The organism is Opitutaceae bacterium, assembly GCA_041395105.1.
In the GTDB taxonomy this organism is placed as follows: Bacteria; Verrucomicrobiota; Verrucomicrobiia; order Opitutales; family Opitutaceae; genus B12-G4.
Genome location: JAWLBB010000005.1, coordinates 130,367 through 148,272, shown reverse-complemented (window position 1 = coordinate 148,272; position 17,906 = coordinate 130,367). Strand labels below are relative to the sequence as shown.

The 17,906-nt window shown below is 62.0% G+C and carries 13 protein-coding genes; 6 read left to right on the top strand and 7 right to left on the bottom strand.

The features are described 5' to 3' along the window. Positions 1-31 precede the first annotated feature (31 nt). Together R3F07_15830 and R3F07_15825 are read left to right on the top strand one after the other, a co-directional pair. The gene (locus tag R3F07_15830) at positions 32-886 is read left to right on the top strand and encodes a hypothetical protein (protein MEZ5277851.1); all 855 of its coding nucleotides are present in this window, start codon (positions 32-34) and stop codon (positions 884-886) included. A gap of 103 nt (positions 887-989) precedes the next feature. Further along, positions 990-2,051 carry an SMP-30/gluconolactonase/LRE family protein gene (locus R3F07_15825; GenBank protein MEZ5277850.1) on the top strand — a complete coding sequence of 354 codons (1,062 nt, stop codon included), beginning with the start codon at positions 990-992 and terminating at the stop codon, positions 2,049-2,051. A gap of 8 nt (positions 2,052-2,059) precedes the next feature. Here the strand turns inward: R3F07_15825 and R3F07_15820 are convergent, their stop codons facing one another. The 3 genes from R3F07_15820 to R3F07_15810 all read right to left on the bottom strand — a co-directional run bounded on the left by R3F07_15820 (position 2,060) and on the right by R3F07_15810 (position 7,977). Next, positions 2,060-3,520 (bottom strand): NAD(P)H-binding protein, encoded by a 1,461-nt coding sequence (locus tag R3F07_15820; protein ID MEZ5277849.1) that lies wholly within the window; start codon positions 3,518-3,520, stop codon positions 2,060-2,062. 107 nt (positions 3,521-3,627) lie between these two features. Further along, on the bottom strand, positions 3,628-6,639 hold the full coding sequence (locus R3F07_15815; GenBank protein ID MEZ5277848.1) for a M14 family metallopeptidase: 3,012 nt from the start codon (positions 6,637-6,639) through the stop codon (positions 3,628-3,630). 525 nt (positions 6,640-7,164) lie between these two features. Next, positions 7,165-7,977 carry a hypothetical protein gene (locus tag R3F07_15810; protein MEZ5277847.1) on the bottom strand — a complete coding sequence of 271 codons (813 nt, stop codon included), beginning with the start codon at positions 7,975-7,977 and terminating at the stop codon, positions 7,165-7,167. 125 nt (positions 7,978-8,102) lie between these two features. On the opposite strand from R3F07_15810, the gene R3F07_15805 reads away from it, so the two are divergent. Further along, positions 8,103-9,224, top strand: coding sequence for a Gfo/Idh/MocA family oxidoreductase (locus tag R3F07_15805; GenBank protein MEZ5277846.1), 1,122 nt, complete (start codon positions 8,103-8,105; stop codon positions 9,222-9,224). Positions 9,225-9,254: 30 nt separating this feature from the next. After that, the gene (locus R3F07_15800; protein ID MEZ5277845.1) at positions 9,255-11,387 is read left to right on the top strand and encodes a right-handed parallel beta-helix repeat-containing protein; all 2,133 of its coding nucleotides are present in this window, start codon (positions 9,255-9,257) and stop codon (positions 11,385-11,387) included. Positions 11,388-11,536: 149 nt separating this feature from the next. Here the strand turns inward: R3F07_15800 and R3F07_15795 are convergent, their stop codons facing one another. Further along, a complete protein-coding gene (locus tag R3F07_15795) occupies positions 11,537-12,088 on the bottom strand; it encodes a transposase (protein MEZ5277844.1) in 552 nt (183 codons plus the stop codon). 209 nt (positions 12,089-12,297) lie between these two features. Between R3F07_15795 and R3F07_15790 the strand changes: the two genes are divergently transcribed. Beyond that, positions 12,298-12,753 carry a hypothetical protein gene (locus tag R3F07_15790; protein ID MEZ5277843.1) on the top strand — a complete coding sequence of 152 codons (456 nt, stop codon included), beginning with the start codon at positions 12,298-12,300 and terminating at the stop codon, positions 12,751-12,753. Between the two features lie 61 nt (positions 12,754-12,814). Continuing rightward, positions 12,815-13,561: a phytanoyl-CoA dioxygenase family protein gene (locus tag R3F07_15785; GenBank protein MEZ5277842.1), complete on the top strand. Its 747-nt coding sequence runs from the start codon at positions 12,815-12,817 to the stop codon at positions 13,559-13,561. 13 nt (positions 13,562-13,574) lie between these two features. Here R3F07_15785 and R3F07_15780 read toward each other — a convergent pair whose 3' ends face one another. From R3F07_15780 to R3F07_15770, 3 genes are all read right to left on the bottom strand, one after another. Continuing rightward, positions 13,575-14,774 carry a mandelate racemase/muconate lactonizing enzyme family protein gene (locus tag R3F07_15780; protein ID MEZ5277841.1) on the bottom strand — a complete coding sequence of 400 codons (1,200 nt, stop codon included), beginning with the start codon at positions 14,772-14,774 and terminating at the stop codon, positions 13,575-13,577. 220 nt (positions 14,775-14,994) lie between these two features. Then, positions 14,995-16,683, bottom strand: a complete 1,689-nt coding sequence (locus R3F07_15775) for a CocE/NonD family hydrolase (GenBank protein MEZ5277840.1) — start codon at positions 16,681-16,683, stop codon at positions 14,995-14,997. A gap of 142 nt (positions 16,684-16,825) precedes the next feature. After that, positions 16,826-17,602 carry a phosphosulfolactate synthase gene (locus tag R3F07_15770; GenBank protein MEZ5277839.1) on the bottom strand — a complete coding sequence of 259 codons (777 nt, stop codon included), beginning with the start codon at positions 17,600-17,602 and terminating at the stop codon, positions 16,826-16,828. Positions 17,603-17,906 lie beyond the last annotated feature (304 nt).

Genomic DNA, 17,906 nt, shown 5'->3' with positions numbered 1-17,906 from the left:
ATCCCCTGAGAATGCGGCGTTGTTTCGTCCCATGTCACGTTTTCCCCGAGTCCTCCTGTTGATGGCGATGAGCCTGGGCCTGATCCAGCCGGCCGGTGCCCAGGTGGCGGTCACCCAGCGGGACATCGACAGCCTTTATCATTGGGCTTACAGCGCGGCTTTCGGGACCGGAGCCTATCGGGTGGGGGAGGACGAGGTCTTCGTCCTCAAGGTGGAGCCGGTCATCCCTCTGCATTTCCTGCAGAATCGGGGGGTGGCCACCCGGTTGCGCCTCCCGCTTACCTTCGGGTTGCAGACGATCGACCTCGGTGACATCGGCGATATCATCGATCTCTCGAACAACCTGCAGACTGTCTCGTTCGTTCCGGGAATGGATTTCAGGATTCCGATCAAGGGGTCCTGGGTGCTGAAACCGTATGTCCACTATGGATATGGCTGGCAGATGTCCGGGGCTGAGTCGGCCCAGATCTATTATTTCGGACTCAACAGCCGGGTGACGCTGCCCGCCCTGGGCGACTTCAGGATCGATATGATCAACGGTCTGCAATGGTTCGGCCAAGTGCCGGACATTGCGCGGAGTGACAGCTTCGCCCGGTTGGTCACGGGGTTCGAAGGGGATCTGGCTCTGGGATCCTGGCGGGTGGACGGACGTCAGCTCCATCTCAAGCCCCACATCGCCCACTACTGGTATTTCAACACAATCGGTTTCGGTCAGATCCAGGATCCGATGGTCGAACTCAAGCAGGAATTCGAGGTTGGTCTGGCCGTGGGTATTGAGGAGCGGATTTCGCTGAAGGTGATGAGCTTTGACCGATTTGGCGTCGCTTACCGCGGAGGCGGTGATCTCCGGGCGATCCGGATTTATCTCAGTTCGGTTTTCCCGTAGGTCGGGATCTCTCCCGGCGGCTTGCAATGGACCGGCTTGTCACCAGTCTGAGTGCTCTCACCTCCTCAGACCCCGCCCCGCCAGAAAGGGACACGAGACAACCATGAACCTACTGAAATCCATCATTCTGGCCGGTGCGTCGTTTGTCATTGCCGGGCTTTTGTCTGCCGGGTCGACCGCCCCTGCCTTGCGCCATTGGTCCTTCCAGCCGGAAATGATCTTTCCGACTGATGGTTCGCTCCACCGACCGGAAGACGGGGTGGTTCTGGCCGATGGACGCCTGATCGTGTCCGACCAGATCAGTGGGCTTCGCCTGGTTCATGCGGATGGCTCCGGCGAGCCGTTCGGCCGGTTCGCCGAAGCCGGCTACGAACACCGTCCTCCAGAGATCGTGAGCACGATCAATGGAGTCACGCTCAATCCCTCGGGAACCCATATACTCGGCGCCGATGTTTTCCGCGGGGGTCTTTATCGGGTGGACGTCGCCACTGAGGCGGTGGAGAAGGTTTACCAGCACCCCTTCGGCATCAACATGGCCCGGGAGGACCGACTCGGCGGCATCTGGTTCACCCAGTCAACCCGGAACGGACCCGAATTCGGGGAGCGGGATCTCTTCGTGTCCGTTGATTTCCCCACTCCCGATGGCGCGCTCTTCTATCTGCCTCCGGCTCGAGGTGGCGAAGAGCGTATCGCGGTGGAGCTGGCTGACGGCTTCTATTTCGCCAACGGCCTGGTCCTCGATGAGGACGGGGGTTACCTTTACCTTTCCGAAACCCATCGGGGCGTGCTGCGGTTTCACGTGGATACCGCGGCCGGGGCCGTGTCTGACCGGATCATGCTTCTCGACACGGTCAGGCCGGACAATCTCGAACTCGATGCACACAAACGGCTCTGGATCGCCCTCCCGCTGACCAGCGAGATCGCGGTTTACGATCCGGCGACCGGGAATCTCTCGAAAGTCTTCAGCCTCCTGACCCCGGAGACGGAGGCGATTCTTGCGACGATCGATGGGCGCATCCAGGCGGGTGAATCCTGGCTCGAACTCTTTGGTCCCCCGCTCTGGGAACCGGCTCCGGGCGCCATGACGGGCATGATCCTGTCGCCGAACGACGGAACCGTCTATTCAACCGGACTGGGCAACGCCATCATGCGGCTGGAGCGGTAGCCTGTAGCTCACGAGCCGGGTCGGTTCTCCCGGTCCTTGGCCAGCTCGGCATCCCGGATCCGTCCGAGGTGTCGGGCGAATTTCCGCATCACCATGAGGTGGACAAGAGCCTGGGTGGCGCTGTAGAAGTACCAGGGCAGCATGGGCGAATACTCGTGGATGGCCGCGAGCACCCATCGGCGGTCGAGCATCTCGCGGAACTCGATGCGGCCCTTGGGATTGTCGCGGGTCCGGGCGAGGATGCCCCCGGTGATGTAGAAGAGCTGCCGGTCTTCCGTGCTTCGCTCCGCCGAGTGGGAAAACTCGACCAGGAGCCAGCGGGTGAATCCCAGGCAGAGGCGAAGCTTTCCACCCTCCGCCAGCTCGCAGCGCAGGAGCGGGCGGACAAGGGTGGGGAGCCAGCGGTAGTATTCCTCGGCCACCATGCGTGCGGTGTAGGAATCCGGAAGCGGCATGCGCTGGACAGAGCGGACGCGACGGGCGTGACGGATGGCCCGGTCATCGATGCGGCGGATGTCGTCCCGGGGATTGGGGATGAGGCGTCCGCGATCGTCGATCGATTCCCGCAGGGCAGTATGAAACGACTTGGCGCCCCGCATCAGCTCGTTCTGGACGGGGTTTCTCTCCGCGACCATCGGGTACTTCAGGCTGTCGACCAGCGGTCCGACCAGCTTCCGGGATGCGCCCCCGAGGAGGGAGACCCAGATCTTGGAAAGGGCGACGGACAGGATCGAAACATTGACCATGACCCGGCGCCGTCCAAGCACGTCGGCCGTATGCTTGAGCATCTGCTGGTAGCTCATCACGTTCGGCCCGCCGATATCGTAGTGGCCGCCGCAATACGCCGGGTTTCCCAGGACAAGGCGAAAAGCCCGGACAACGTCGTCGATGGCGATGGGCTGGGTCAGGGTACGGGTCCACTTCGGCAGGACCATGAGCGGAAGGCGGCGGACCAGGTTGATGACAATGCGCAGGGAAGATCCTCCGGGCCCCACGATGAGCCCGGCTCGCAGCGCGGTCAGCGGCGAGGTTCCCGAACCGAGGGCATGCTCCACCTCAAGCCGACTGGCCAGATGGAGGGAGAGATGGTCGCTCTTGGGGACGAGGCCGCCGAGGTAGACGATCTGTTTGACGCCGCCGTGTTTGGCGGCCCGCGCGAAGTTGTCCGCCATGATCAGGTCGAGATCGGCAAAGGATCCCTGGCGCAGCCGGGCGGAAGGCATCATCGAGTGAACCAGGTAGATGGCGTAGTCGGCGCCCTGGAGGGCCTGTTCCAGTTCAAGCAGCGAGAACAGGTCACAATGGCGCCAATAAGTGCCGGTCCTCGAATCAAGTCCGTCCGTGCGGCTGGCCGACCGGGTCAGGCCGGTGATCCGGAAGTCGGACATGAGGGCCCTGCGCAGGGCCGTGCCGACAAAGCCGGTGGCACCCGCGATCACGATGTGAGGTCGCGTGTCGTCCTGGGGCATGGTCCAGCACTATGGGCGGGAGTCGGCCGAGTGCAACGGGTGTGATCGCAAAAGTTGGCCGTCCTTCGAAGGAGCGCCCGAATAGCTGCAGGATCGCGGCGGCGACCCTACAGATCAATCGGCTGGTCGGCCCCCATGCCGGGCCCGCAAACGACCGCGTTGGTGAAGAGACGGGCGGTTCCCGGAGCGGAGGCCCGGAAAAGCGGATCCGAGGCGAAGAGGATGATCTGGCCGGCGCCGATGCTTTCGCGGGCCAGACCCGCCGAATTGGCGATCCGTTCGACCGCCTCCGGCCAGAGCAGTCCGCTCATGCGGACGCGCAGCTCAAAGCCCGGGGGCGCGATCGTCCATCCGGGGGAAACCGGTTCGTCCTGATCTCCGGCTTCACCTTCGGATCCATCCTCGTGGGGCTCGGATGTCTGGGTCGGGACGGGCACCGGGTGGAAGGTGCCGATCCGGACCGGGGCTTCGACTCCCGGTGGGACCATCAAGACGTGCTCAGCCTGGTAGTTGATCGGCAGGTAGTCGGCGGCCCCCGCAGTCAGCCAGGAGCGGTCGTCGACCCGACCGGCGACAATCGCCCCGTGCGGCATGAAAATTTCTCGCCAGGCGTCCCGGCGTAGAAGCTCGTCCTTATCGGGCTGGTCATCGCCGTCCGTAACGCCCGTGCCCAGCCACGGAATGACGGGAGCGTCTTTTCCGGTCGGTGCGGTATGCGACCAGACGGCATCCGCATCCACGGTGGTGGTGCGTCCCTCCCACTCACGGATGATGGCCTGGAGATAGGGTTCGGGTTGGGCGAGTATGTCGGGCAATTGACGGATCGATCCGATGCCTCCGGTCTCCCGGGCGATGGCGCCGGTTGATCCACCGATTCCGATGAGGGTTCCGCCCGCCTCGACCCATGGTTTGAGGGCGTCCATGACTCCGTCCAGTGCCTCGGTGGGCGCCGAAGGGACGACGATCACGTTGTAACGGCGCAGGTCGGTATACTCGAGATCATGAAAGTCCAGATAGGACGCCCGCAACCCGAGGACGTGGTCGATCGTGTACCAGCATTCGCCGTAGGACCCGGAACGGATCGGTTCCTTGCCGATGACCGCGATCCGCGGAGTCCGCAACAGGATGAAATGCTCGCCTCCGAGATCAGGCAGATCGCCGGCACCCATCCCGGTGTGGAGTCCCCGGATCTCGGTCCCGGTGATGGCGGCCACCTCCGCGATGGTCGCCGGCAGGTCGCCATCGAAGAGGGTGTTGTCGATGCGGCTGATGAGCACGGAGCCTCGGCCGTAGCTCCGACCGTCAAAGGCAAGTGCCTTGTCCGCAACCCGCACCCGGACGCCGCGTTCCATCAGGCGGCCGGCGGCAATCACGCTGGCGTCGTCGGCACCGTCAATGATGAAGGCGACCGTGGTGGATTCGTTTTCCACGGGTCTGGATTCCACGATTGAGCTGGCGGCGTCGACCCGGACGGCCTTGGCGGCGGCCGGCATGTCGCCGGTGAGGGTGATGCAGTTGAGGTCGAAGAGCATGGGCGCGCTCCAACCGGTGACATCATAGAGTTTCGATCGATCGAACCGAATGAGTTCGCGTCGCTCTTCGATCAGGAAGTCGGTCGACATTCGTGGATCAAACTCCATGAGGGTCGCGAGAAGCCGTGCTTCCGGCTGGCGCTCGGGAAGGAGCAGCGTCCCGGCCGGAAACTCCTGATCGCCGACGTCGATGCCCAGACGATCGATTCCGGAACCCTTGAAGGCTTCTTCGGCCCGGTAGACCTCAAAGCCCTGGATTTGGAGGAGGTCGAGAAACTGATTCCAACGGGCGCGGTTGTCTGTCGGCAGGATGGCCCAGGTCCTCTTCTCCCGGGATCCGCCGTCCGCAACACAGTCGCGCTTTTCGGCCAGGAAATCCCGCAGGATGGCCTCCCGGTTTCGGGCCAGAGTGTTCAGGTCGCTGACCGAACTGACCAGTTGTTTATGAACCGCCTCCCGGTAGGTCTCGAGGGTGCCCTCGGCGCGGCGGACAGCGTCGGTCACTATGCCGGCCTGCTCGAAGAGGCTGGCGATGGCGCCGCGCAGAGGTGCCCAGGTCGACGAATATCCCGGATACCATTCCTCATTCCATTCACCGACGTAGTAGCGCCAGCCCCGCGCGTCGAAGGCTTTCGCATGATCCTCGGCGAAGCGCCCGCTCCAGTAGAGGGCCTGCTGAGGGAAGTTGGGGTTCTTGGGCGGCCGGCTCGGTGAAAAGAGAAAGGTGTCCTGCGACCACATTTCATGGCTTTCCAGGAGGTAGTGGGGATGCCAGTCGCCGATCGCCGCCAGTCGGCCACGGGTCTCCGGTTGGGTCGCCCAGAGCCAGTCACGGTTCAGGTCGAAGAGGTAGTGATTGGTCCGACCACCGGGCCAGATACCTGAGTGAAGGAGGGATTGGTCGTCGATCGACGGTTGCGCGGTGCGGTTCTGGGCCACCGCCGCGAGGCAACGCGCGCGTCCGTCGGGATTCATCAGCGGATCGATGATGATGATGAGTTCCTTGAGGAGGGACTTGGCGTCGTCTCCGGTCCCGGCGGCCAGATGGTGGGCGAGGACGAGGGCGGCGTCCGCCCCGGAGAGTTCGTCGCCGTGAATGGAATAGGCCAGCCAGGCAACGGCCGGCAACGATTTGGTGAGTCGATCACCTTCTTTGGGGGACAGGGCTCGGGGATCCGCCAGTTGGTCGAGGCCGGACCGGAGATCGTCGAGCTTCGCCAGATTGGCCTCGGAAGCGATGACCAGGTAGTGGAGGCCCCGACCCTCGTGCGAGGTGGCGTAACGGACAAGCTTCACTCTCCGGCTGTGAGCCGCCAGGGCGGTGATGACAGCCTCGATCTGGTCGGGCGTGGCTGCCTGGCTGCCGACCCTGAAGCCGAGAACCGCATCCGGGGTGGGGACGGCGGTATCATAGATGGCTCCCGGAAAGAACTCCTGGTCATAGTCGTATCCGGGCAGGGGAGAGGGCGGCAGGGCCTGCCGGGAGGGTGAGGAGAGGCAGCCGTTGGTCAGGCTGCAGAGGACCAGCGCCAAGACGGCGGATTTCGCGAGAAAAGGCGGGATGACTTTGAAGGCAGGCTCTCTCATATGTATTGTCTGGTTCGATCCGCTACGGGTTCCGGCTGTCCGGATTCATTGTGGTCTACGACACCGGCATGTTCGTGTCCAGAGCGGGTCGGTGGCACCGGGGAAAGAAGGAAACTAGAAGTGGAAAGCGATTTTGGTAGAAGGCGGACTTATCCGGATAAAATCGGGCGTCGGGATGATTGCACTCGCGGTGCCAGGAGCCTGGCGGGTTCTTCGACGGGCGGAGCGGCGGTCTGTCTTTCAAAACAGATTCCGGTGCCAAACAAAACGTAGCATACACCGTAGGGTTCTTCCCGTTAGAACAAACCGTAGGATCGATGGCGCGCCCGGCGGTCACGCCCTACCGCCAGATCGGTCATATCAGGTAGGGTGCGACCGCTGGGCGCGCCGTTCCGACAGTCTATGGTGGACTCAACAATCAACCCCATCAACCAAGCGCCATTCTAGTAACCTACCGTTTGTTTTTCACCTCAGAACCAACCGTAGGTTGCTACGTCTTGTTTGGGCGCGCCGGTGACGGGTCCTTCAGGGCGGGATCGCGGCGAGTGTATCCGCCTTGCGCGCTTCCAGTTCCGCTATCTTGTCCTTGAGCCGATTGCGCATGGCCAGCCAGGAATCGGGGGCGATGCGGCCCTCGGTTTCGATCCGCGTCACCGGGATCTCGGTCATGCCGCCGCCGATGTTGCCCACCAGCTCGACATCGTGGAATATCTCCCGGATGTCGGTCTTCATCTCTTCGTCGGTGATGGCCCGGTCCATCCGGTCGTGGCGCTGCTGCAGAATCTCGATGGCCTGATCGAAGGCCAGTTCGGTCCCGAGCCGGTCGCCGCGCCGGGCGGAGAGTTCGGCCAGGAGTACGAGGTATTTCCATTCCCGGTATTCGCTGAGAACAACCGCCTTGTTGGCGGACTCAAACGCGATGACGGCTTCACCCTTGAGGGCCATGAGTTTCGCGTACTCGAACCAGGCCGCCGCAAAATCGGGATCCACCTCCTGGGCCTTGAGAAAGGCTCTTTCCGCGTAAGCGTACTCATTGCGGATGAAGTGGGCGCGGCCGTAGTTGAGGTAGGCCTCCGGTCGACCGGGATCAAGGACGATCGCCTGGTTGAGCATTTTGAAGGCCTCGGCCCAGTGACTTGCGAGAATCGCCCCGACGGCCTGCTGAACCAGAATCTCGTAGTCGGTGGGCTCGGCCGGCTGATTCATCTTCTCGTTGAAAACCCTCTCGGCCGGATGGTGGGCGGTGGCGTCGTTGAATTCCGTCTGGGACCGAAGGGCTGGCGGCGGGCTGCAGCAACACCCGATGACCAGCGAAAGCAAAAGGCGACTCGCGGACATGCACCTATGATCGCTTTTCCGGATCCGGGGTGCAAATGGGTGGGATGCTTTACCGTTCTCTTGTGAGAATCGATCCGGGCCATCCTTGACCTTTGGCCTTCGCCCCGGAGAATTTTCTCCCATCCATGAAGAAACGTGCTGCGATGTTGAAGTATCCCGCCTCAGTCAAACGGTCCGGCAAAGTTCGGCTCGCCATTCTCGGGACGGGAGGCATGGCCAATCACCATGCCGATCAGTACAAGCAGATCAAGGGCTGCGAAATGGTGGCGGCGGCCGACGTCGACCCGGTGCGGGTGGCGGCGTATTGTGAGAAGCACGGGATTCCGCAGGGATTTTCCAGTGTCGACGAATTGCTGGCCGGGGCGGAATTCGACGCGGTCGTCATCGTGACGCCCGACGCCTTCCATGCACCGCTCTCCATCCGTTGCCTTGAAGCGGGCAAGCATGTGCTCTGCGAAAAGCCGCTCGCCCTCAATCATGCCGAGGCAAGGAAGATGGTGGCGGCGGCCACGAAGGCCGGGAAGATCAACATGGTCAATTTCTCCTACCGGAACTGGCCGGCCATTCACGCGGTCGCCAAGGTCGTCCGGGATGGAAAACTGGGGGATCTCCGGCATGTTGAGGCGAGTTACCTGCAGACCTGGCTGACCTCGAAGGCCTGGGGGGATTGGACGTCGTCGCCGAATTGGCTCTGGCGGCTTTCGACCCGTCACGGGAGCCAGGGCACTCTTGGCGACATCGGGGTGCACATCCTGGATTTCGCCACCTATCCGGCGGGGCGGATTTCCGAGCTCTTCTGCAACCTGAAGGCTTTCCCGAAGGCACCCGGCAACCGGATCGGGAAGTTCCGTCTCGATGCCAATGATTCGGCCGTTCTCAACGTGACTTTTGCCAATGGCGCACTGGGCACGATCCATACCACGCGCTGGGCAAGCGGACACCCCAACCGCCTCTATCTGAAGATTTCCGGAACCAGGGGCACTGTCGAAATTGATTCGGAACGATCGACGGAATCCTACCGGATCTGTGCTGGCCGGGATCTGGACAGGATCGTCTGGAAAGACGTCAAGGCGCCCAAGGTCCTTTCCAATTATCAGCGCTTCATCAAAGCCATCCAGACCGGTGTTCAGGAACAGCCCGACTTCGCCCGGGGGGCGGAGATCCAGAAGCTTCTCGATGCCAGCTTCGAGTCGGACCGCAAAGGCCGGCCGGTCAGGATTCCGAACAGGGTGAGCAGGACGAAATAGCATTCGGGTTGGCCGACGGCCCTCGCTTTCATGACCTTCTTTTTTCTCTCACCCCGCGGCAACGACAAATGGTCCGGCCGGCGGGCGACTCCTGCCCGAAATCGGAAGGACGGACCTTGGGCGACTCTGGCCGGGGCACGTGACAATCTGCGGGCGCTCCGGTCATCGGGGGTGGTTTCCGGAGCAGTCACTGTTCGGGTGCAGGATGGGGTCTATCCGCTGACGGAGTCGGTCGGGTTCGATCAGCGGGACTCCGACACGCATTACGCGGCCGCGCCGGGCGCTCATCCGGTTTTTGACGGAGGTGAGAGCCTTACGGGTTGGAGGATCGGGGAGCGAAATGGCCGGGTCGAGTGGACTCTGGATCTGCCGGAGGTGGCTGCGGAGGAGTGGTTCTTCCGATCCCTTTTTGTCAATGGTCGTCGGGCGCCCCGGGCCCGCCTGCCGAAGTTTTCACCCGACCGGAAATCGGCCGCCAACGTTTTTCGGATCGGTGAGATCAAACATCCGGAAACGGGTGATCTCTTTGACGGGAGCGACACCTTCAGGCCGAGACCGGGGGATCTGGAGCATTGGGATTCCCTGCCCGATGCGGAGTTTGTGATCCTTCACTACTGGATTGAGGAACGTCTGCCGCGACCGGAATTCAATCCGCGGACGGGATGGATGCGCTTCGCCCGCCGTTCCGCCTTCAATCTCTACGAGGCCTACGCCGCCGCCTACGGCAACCGGGCCTTGGCCCGCTACTATGTCGACAACCTCTACGAGGCGCTGACGGAACCCGGAGAATGGTATCTCAATCGCGAAACGGGCCGGCTCACCTATCTGCCGCGTCCCGGAGAAACCCCGGCGAATACGACGATCGCGGCACCGAGGATCCATACCTTCATCCGGGCAAGCGGTCAGTTCTTCAATGACACCGTTGATGCCGGGGATGCGCATGCCACCGCCCACATCCGGGATTTCACATTGACCGGGTTGACCTTCCGGCACGCGGATTGGTTTTCGCCCCTCGCCGAACTCCCGTCATTTCATCAGGCCAGGACCTACGGTGAGGAATTGCCGATCGGCGGCAGTCCGCAGGCGGCTCATTTCGTGAGGGGCTCAGTGGTCTTCCGGGCGGCGCGCGATTGTGCGGTGCGGGATTGCACGATCGAAAGGGCCGGGCTCTACGGACTCGACTTCGATGAGGGGTGTCGTGGGTGCGCGGCGGTCGGCAACCATCTCCATGATCTCGGCGCCGGCGGTATCCGCGGGGGTGGGACGGATCTGGATGGATCGTTGGAGGGGCGGACAGGTCACCTGACGATCACGGACAACCGGATCCATCATATCGGCCGGATCTTTCACCAGGGGGTGGGGGTGTTGCTCGGCCATGCCTTCGACTGCACGGTCGCGCACAACCACATCCACGACTCCTGCTATACCGGCATTTCGATCGGGTGGACCTGGGGTTACCGGGAGACCCCGTCGCGCAACAACCGGATCGAGCACAATCTCATCCATGACATCGGCGCGGGGATCCTCAGCGACATGGGCGGGATCTACACCCTGGGGGTCCAGCCCGGCACGGTGATCCGGGGCAACCATCTTCATCATATCTGGTCTCAGGATTACGGAGGATGGGGCATCTACCTGGATGAAGGCACCTCGCACCTCCTGGTGGAGCACAACCTGGTTCACGATACCAAGGATGCGCCCTTCAATATCCATTTCGGCCGCGAGAACGTGGTGCGTTACAATGTCTTTGCCCGGGGAAAGAATGCCTTGACTTCGGTTTCCCGGGTTGAGCCCGAGCACTGCAGCGCCAATTACTTTGGCAATATCGTGGTGGGACCGAGCAACCGGCTCTTCTGCGGTGGCTACAAGGGTGACATTTCCGACGGTGCCCTGGTCTCCAATGCCAATTGTTTCTGGAATCCCGAGGGGGGTCTTCCGATCAGTGGGAATCCCCGTTCCGGCACGCCCGGCGCCCGGTTGCGGATTTCCTGGGCGGCCTGGCGGAAAGCGGGCCATGATGCCTTGTCCATCGTGGCGGATCCGCTGATGACCGAAGGCAGGAAGACTTGGCAGATTGCGAAGAACTCGCCGGTCTGGAGTCTGGGCTTCAAGGGGTGGGATTGGTCGAAGTGCGGCCCGCGCCCCAAAGCGAAACGTTCCTGATCAGGACAGTAGTAGCTGCCCGAGAGCGAGGCTGCAGGAGAGACTTTACGCCTCGATCCGCCGGAACCCAGGCGGCATGGACCAATGTCCAGCTTTCCAGGATTGGCGATGGGTTGTAGGGCCGGCGCTCGCGCCGTGCCGTCGAAGCATCAATCACACTCTCCTGGCGGCGTCATTTCCCGCGCTCGGGCGATCCATCCGGGTTCGGGGAGGCCATCAGCCTTCATAGCATCAAGAAATCGAAATCGCGGAAGGTTTGCTGAGTCCCACCCATCCCACCGCTCTTGCACCGAGATCAATTCGGAGACGTAAGGGTTAAGGAAGGCGTAGAAGGCGAATGCCTCGAGCGATTCGATTTCGCGAATTCGATGTTCAAAGAAATTGTCCTGCCATACCGGCCCTGAGGAACGGATACTCCGAGTCACGTTCGCCTTCAGTTTTGCCATCAGTCGTGAAAGGGACAAACGTTGTCCCAAGTGGATCAGAAGGTGCCAGTGATCCGGCATGATGCATGAGGCAAAGCCAAAGCAGTCTCCGGCCAGATGGGCTTCGCGAATATGTCGGTTGGTCAGAATCCGCATGGCCGAATTGGAGAACAATGGTTGACGCTGATGCGTGCATGCCGTCAGGAAATACCAGGCACCAGGTATGGATATACGTCCATCGCGAAGCGTCTGGGTCTTCCGTGCAGATTCGGGCATGGTGGGTTTCGTATTTCTAGCGGCGGCATGGACCAAGGTCCAGCCCTACGGAATGGACGATGGGTTGTAGGGCCGGCGCTCGCGCCGTGCCGTCGGAACCAGTGCGGAATGGACCGAGGTCCAGCCCTACAGATCCTCTCTCAGGGCCCGATAAAAACGGGAAAGGAGACGCCTCCTGCCTTCCGCTGACCCTCAACCTCATTTGACCAATGCCCAACGGCCCCAGCACCCATTGGCAGGAAGCCAGTGACACCATCCGCACGAACAACCCCGGCGATCCCGGCAGCACCCAGACCTCCACCCACAAGGTGCTGGTGTCGCTGGACTGGGATTTCCATCGCCGCAAGATCAGTCGCAATGGCGTCAAATTCTCCTCCGGGGTCTGGCTGGGCGCGGGCAAGGGACCGGTTGATGTCTACGAGCACATCATGGGCGGGAAACGCCGCAAGACCGGGAAGATGAAGTGGGATGTTGTCACGGGCTACCTGCAGAAGGTCGAGACCGACACGCAGCGCGGGCTCTACCGCAACCTTTACACCCCGTTCATCCGGATGATCCGGACCTTCACCCCGGTCGGCGGCGGCAGCCCGGTGGTCACCGAGTTGCCGCAATGCAATACCGGCATCCTGACCGAGAAGGGATCCTGGCAGGAGATCCCGAAGTAAACCGGAAACCCGGATCGTTTATGTCATCGCCAGAATGACCCAAACGATGGAGACTGGTGGCATGACAGAACAGGAAGCCTACCTTTTCGATCTTCAGGGTTATCTGGTGGTGGAGAACGCGCTCACCCGCGACCAGCTTGAGCAGCTCAATGGGGTCCTCGACCGACGCATCGAGGCCGAGAAAACCTTCACCGGCAACACCCACCGTTTCGGTGACCTGCTTGAATGGGGCAAGCCCTACCGGGATATGATCGACAACCCCGGTGTGCTGCCCTACCTCGAACCGCTCCTTGGAAGGTCGCCGCGGCTGGATCACATCTACCTCGACGTTATCCGTTCCGGCCTCGGCCCGATCGGGGCGACCCTCCACGGTGGCGGCGCTCCCTTCGAGCCGTCGATGTATTACCATTTTCGTGACGGCCGCATCCACAACGGCCTGATTGTGATCGCCTACAATTTGCGCGATGTGGGGCCGGACGACGGCGGCTTTGCCTGTGTGCCGGGTTCCCACAAGGCGAACTACCCCTTCCCGAAGGACTGGCAGGACATGTCCGAGAAGATCCACCCGGCCATCCGGCGGGTGACCGGTCCGGCCGGAACCGCGATCATCTTCACCGAGGCGTTGACCCATGGCACGTTGCCCTGGACTGGAAAGTCGGAGAGGCGAACCCTCTTCTACAAGTACAGCCCGCACCCGGTCAGCTGGTCCGCGGTCTATTTTGACGGTGCCCGCTATGCCGATCTGACCGATCGGCAGCGCGACTTTCTCGAGGCGCCCAACGCGAGGTACCGGGGACGTCCACGCTGACTGTTGCGCGCATTCAGCCTCCTTCGTATTCACTAACCTGGTACTCGGCATGATCCAGCCAGCTTTGCCGGACGGTCACGCCCCATCCGGGCTCGGGTGAGATCCGGGCTACACCGTCGCGGACCTGCAGGGCCGGGTCGAACATCTCCCGCACCTGGCGAGTCAGTTCGGACTCATACTCGATCGAATACTCGAGGTAGGGTCCGGCGTTGGGTAGGGCGGCCATCACGTGCATGGTGAAGACCGTGACGAGGGAGAGGTTGGCCGCGTGCGGGACGACGAGTTGCCCGGTGCCCCGGGCCATTTGGGCAACCCGGAGGGTCCGGGTTATCCCGCCGATATAACAGATGTCGGGTTGCAGGATGTCGACCGCCTTCATCGCGATCATCCGCCTCCACTGGGCGAGGTCGTTGTCCTGTTCGCCACCGGCGACTTTCATCTTGAGGGCTGCATTCACCGCGGCCGTCCACTCCAGTTCCCAGTAGGGGCAGGGTTCCTCAAAGTGGTAGTAGCCGTGGGCCTCCAGGATTCGCCCGACTTCGATGGCCCGGGGTGGAGTGTAGCAGCTGTTGGCATCGGCCAGGAGATCGACCTCGGATCCGAGGGCCTTGCGAATCGCTGGAATAATGGCCTCGGTCCGCCCCGGTGAGGCATCCCGGTCGTGGCCTGTACTCTGCCCGACCCGGATTTTGAAAGCCCCGAAACCTTCTTCGAACCGCAGGCGGACGAGGCGTTCAGCCTCATCTTCGGGGCTGAGGCTCCGACTCATGCTGGAACCGTAAGCCGGGATGGGTTTCAGGTCGCCCCCGAGCAGTTCGCAGACCGGTTTGCCGTGCTTCTTGCCGTAAAGATCCCAGAGGGCCGTGTCGATGCCTCCAAGGGCCCGGCAGACAAAGGACCAGGGGAACTTCATGTTGGCGTCGATGACCCGGTCGTTGATGGCGTCGATTTCCGAGGCGTCGCGTCCGAGGACATGCCGTGCCACTTTCTGGTGAAGGACGAGGGCGGTCAGATTGGCGTCATAGGGGGCGATCTGTCCCCAGCCGGTGCTGCCGTCGCTGGCCGTGACCCGGACCAGAGCGAGCGGACCCCGATTGAAAGTCTCCAGTCTGGTGATCTTCAGACCGGGGTCGATGACCTGCCATTCGCGATAACCCTTCACCCGGCCGAGGTAGCCGTAGTGAGGTTCATCCTCGGCGGGCGATGCCGACATGGTCCTGGGGAGAGCCATTCCTCCCAGGGTTGCTGAAGCGAGCATTCCTTTCATGAATTGACGCCTTTCCATGGATTCATCCTACATCATCCGGCCCCGTTTGACCATGATCCGTTTGCCTGCAGGGCATTGCCGGGGATTACCGGTCAACCGACTCGGTCCCTGGTCCGCCGAGGGGTCAACCCCATTTCTGAGTCCTGCTTGATCCACTCTGCCAAGGTCAATCACCGGTCATCACGGGAAGCTCCAGACGGGAAGGGCAGTTCACGCTCTGCCACACGGTATTCCTGGCCACCCGCAGCTCCGGGTCGAAGAGGTCATTGCGTCCGGTTTGGTGATTGCGATCGTGGTTGGGGAAATCACTTGAGGTGATCTCCAGCCGGATCCTGTGTCCCACCGCAAAGCGGCAGGCGGTGATGCCCATCGGAATGGTGATGCCTACTCTCTCTCCGGTCTTGAGAAGCGCCTCCTTGTCCGTGCCGTCGCGATGACGGGCCCGAACCATCCCGTAGCAGATTTCCATGGCAGTGCCGTCCGGATATTCATCCGCCAGGCGGGCGAAGAGATCCGTGTCGGGCGCATCGGACGAGAGCAGGATCGTTGCGCCTGGATTGCCGGCTATCTCGAGCTCGCAGTTCAGTGGTTCCGAACGGAAACGGAGGATGTCGGTCCGGTGATTGAGCTCGCGACGGTCGGCGACACGGGAAAACCAGCTTGAATCCCAAAGGGTGGGGACAGGGGCATTGGGGTCGGACGTGAAGGTCACGCAGGACTCGGTATCCGGGCCGTCCTCGGACAACCTCCCGCTGGTGCCGGGACCCGGTGCCATTTCCAGGCTGTCGAGGAACAAGGTTCTCAATCGGGATTCGGGCGGTGGCCAGGTGGTTGCTGATCTCCAGCGCCCGGACCCCATGACGAAGTAGCGAACCGCTGGTTCTTCCTGCAAGCGATTCGCTTCTCTCTTCAGCCAGTAGTCGAACCATCGGATCTGGATCTGCTGAACGTCAACAGCGGCTTCCGATCCGAAATCGAAATCGCCGAGGACCCGACGCCCGAATCCGCCGTGATTCCATGGACCGATCACCATGCGAGTCTGGTTGCGTGCGATCTCCGTCGCTGCGTTTTCGCGCAACCCCAGGAAGTTTCCGATGCTGCAGCAGTGGTCAAACCAGCCGGTGAAGTCGAGGTTGGGGACGGTGATTTTTCGGTGTGCGTCCTCCAGCCTCCAGGGCCGGATGCCCGGGTTCTCCATCCATTTTCGCGCCTGAGTCCTGAGGGGTGGAGGCAGGAGATCACAAAGCTCAACGTAAGGAAGTCGATGGATGAAATCCTCACCGATCTTCGCCTCCCACTCCGCCACGGCTTCCTCCTTGGTATGCGGGGGTGGCAGACCGGCGCGCCGCCTGAGATCCGGAGCCATGTTGGTGAACCACCACTTCAGGCGCCGGGCGGGTTTGAAGGCTCCGGGCCAGTCCACATCGGTCAGCTCGGTGGGAATAGAGGCCGCCGACATGGCAACCAGATGGGGTGGCTGCAATCTGGCCAGCTGGTATTGGGCCCAGGCATTGTAGGAGGCTCCGAATGTGCCGACCCGTCCGGTGCACCAGGGTTGTCGGGCGATCCATTCGACCGAGTCGTAGCCGTCCTCGGCATCCAGGGTGCATTCCTCGGAAAAGACAACGAATTCCCCGTCGGAAGCATAGCGACCGCGGAGGTCCTGGCTGAGGACCGCGTAGCCCGCTCGAGCGAATGCCTCTAGATCATCGACGGATTTCTTGTAGGGTGTCCGGTTGAGGAGCGCAGGGAACGGCCCCGGACCATCCGGGCGCATAAGGTCAGACCGCAGGACCATTCCGTCCCTCATCGGCATGGCTACGTCGATTTCAGTGATCACTCCGTCGGAGGGCATGGGATGCTACGCAAGGAAGATGGGTTTGGTGGCTCACCGAGGGAATGTCGATTCGTCCTGTTTGACGAGGGTCCAAGAACGGATTATCAGCACCAGATACCGGAATATTCCTTCGTCGCCTCAGTGACCTTTGTCGTTCTGCTCAAACCCGTCCCGCATTAACCCCGATCCCCAGACGGAGGGCTTCCAGTTTGAGCACGTTTTCGGGAGAAACGTTGGCGATGTTGACCTCGGGGCCGAAACGGTTGATCAGCCAGCGGGTGATCCTGTGGACATCGGCCTGAGTCACACCGTCGATCCAGGGCCCCGGGAGTTCGAAAATCAGGGGATCGGTTCCGCAGCGATCCACGATTGCCTGGAGGGCGGTTTCCTTGACTTCGCCCGAAAAGAAATCAGCCGCTTCCAGAAACACCCGCTCCGCGCCCGCTTCCAGGCAGCGGGCCGCGTCCTCGGCCAGGTCGCCCGTGGCTCCGAGTCCTTCCTTCTTGCCCACCTCGCCCAGCACCCGCAGGCCATGGTCGTTGATCGCGCGTTTGATCAGGGCGCACTTCGCCTCAAGTTCGATTTCAAGGAGATTGTCGGATACTTCGATACAGCGGAAGCCGGCGGCGGCAGCGGCTTGGAAATAGGCTTCCGCTTTGTCGTGAATAACTGAATACTCGAGGAATTGGCCGCCGGGAAAAGTGAGGATGTCATGCCCGGTGTAGGCGTGGATTTTCTCCCGCAGGATCTCGGTTGGCAGCAGGGCGGCGATCCCGACCGCCACCTTGGCCAGGTCGATAAAGGGTGCGCTGATCGTCAGCAGATCACCCTGTTGGCCCGGGGGCAGGCCCCAGTCGGCGATCATGGTCAGACCCCGGGTGCGGGGTTTGCCCGGACGGGAGGCAACAACGATGGATTCGAACGGATTGGCCGACATGGAAGGGGACCCTAGCCGTTCTCCCGGCCAGGATCAAGCCTGTGGGGTCTCCATCGGACAACGCCATCGCCATCCTCGCCCGAAGCGGTCTGCGGTCTCATCGGTCGGGGTCAGGATCTCGGTCACTTCGAGATTCGGCCGGAAATCCCCAGGGTGTCCGGGAACAATGGTCGAATGGGGCACTATCGCGGTAGGGGAGATCGGAGAGGACTCGATCTGCCCATTAAGCGGATCCCTGATCCGGTGAGTGGGTTCCGGAGCCAATGGCTCTGGTCTTTGCTTGACGGTCCTATTCGCCGGTCTT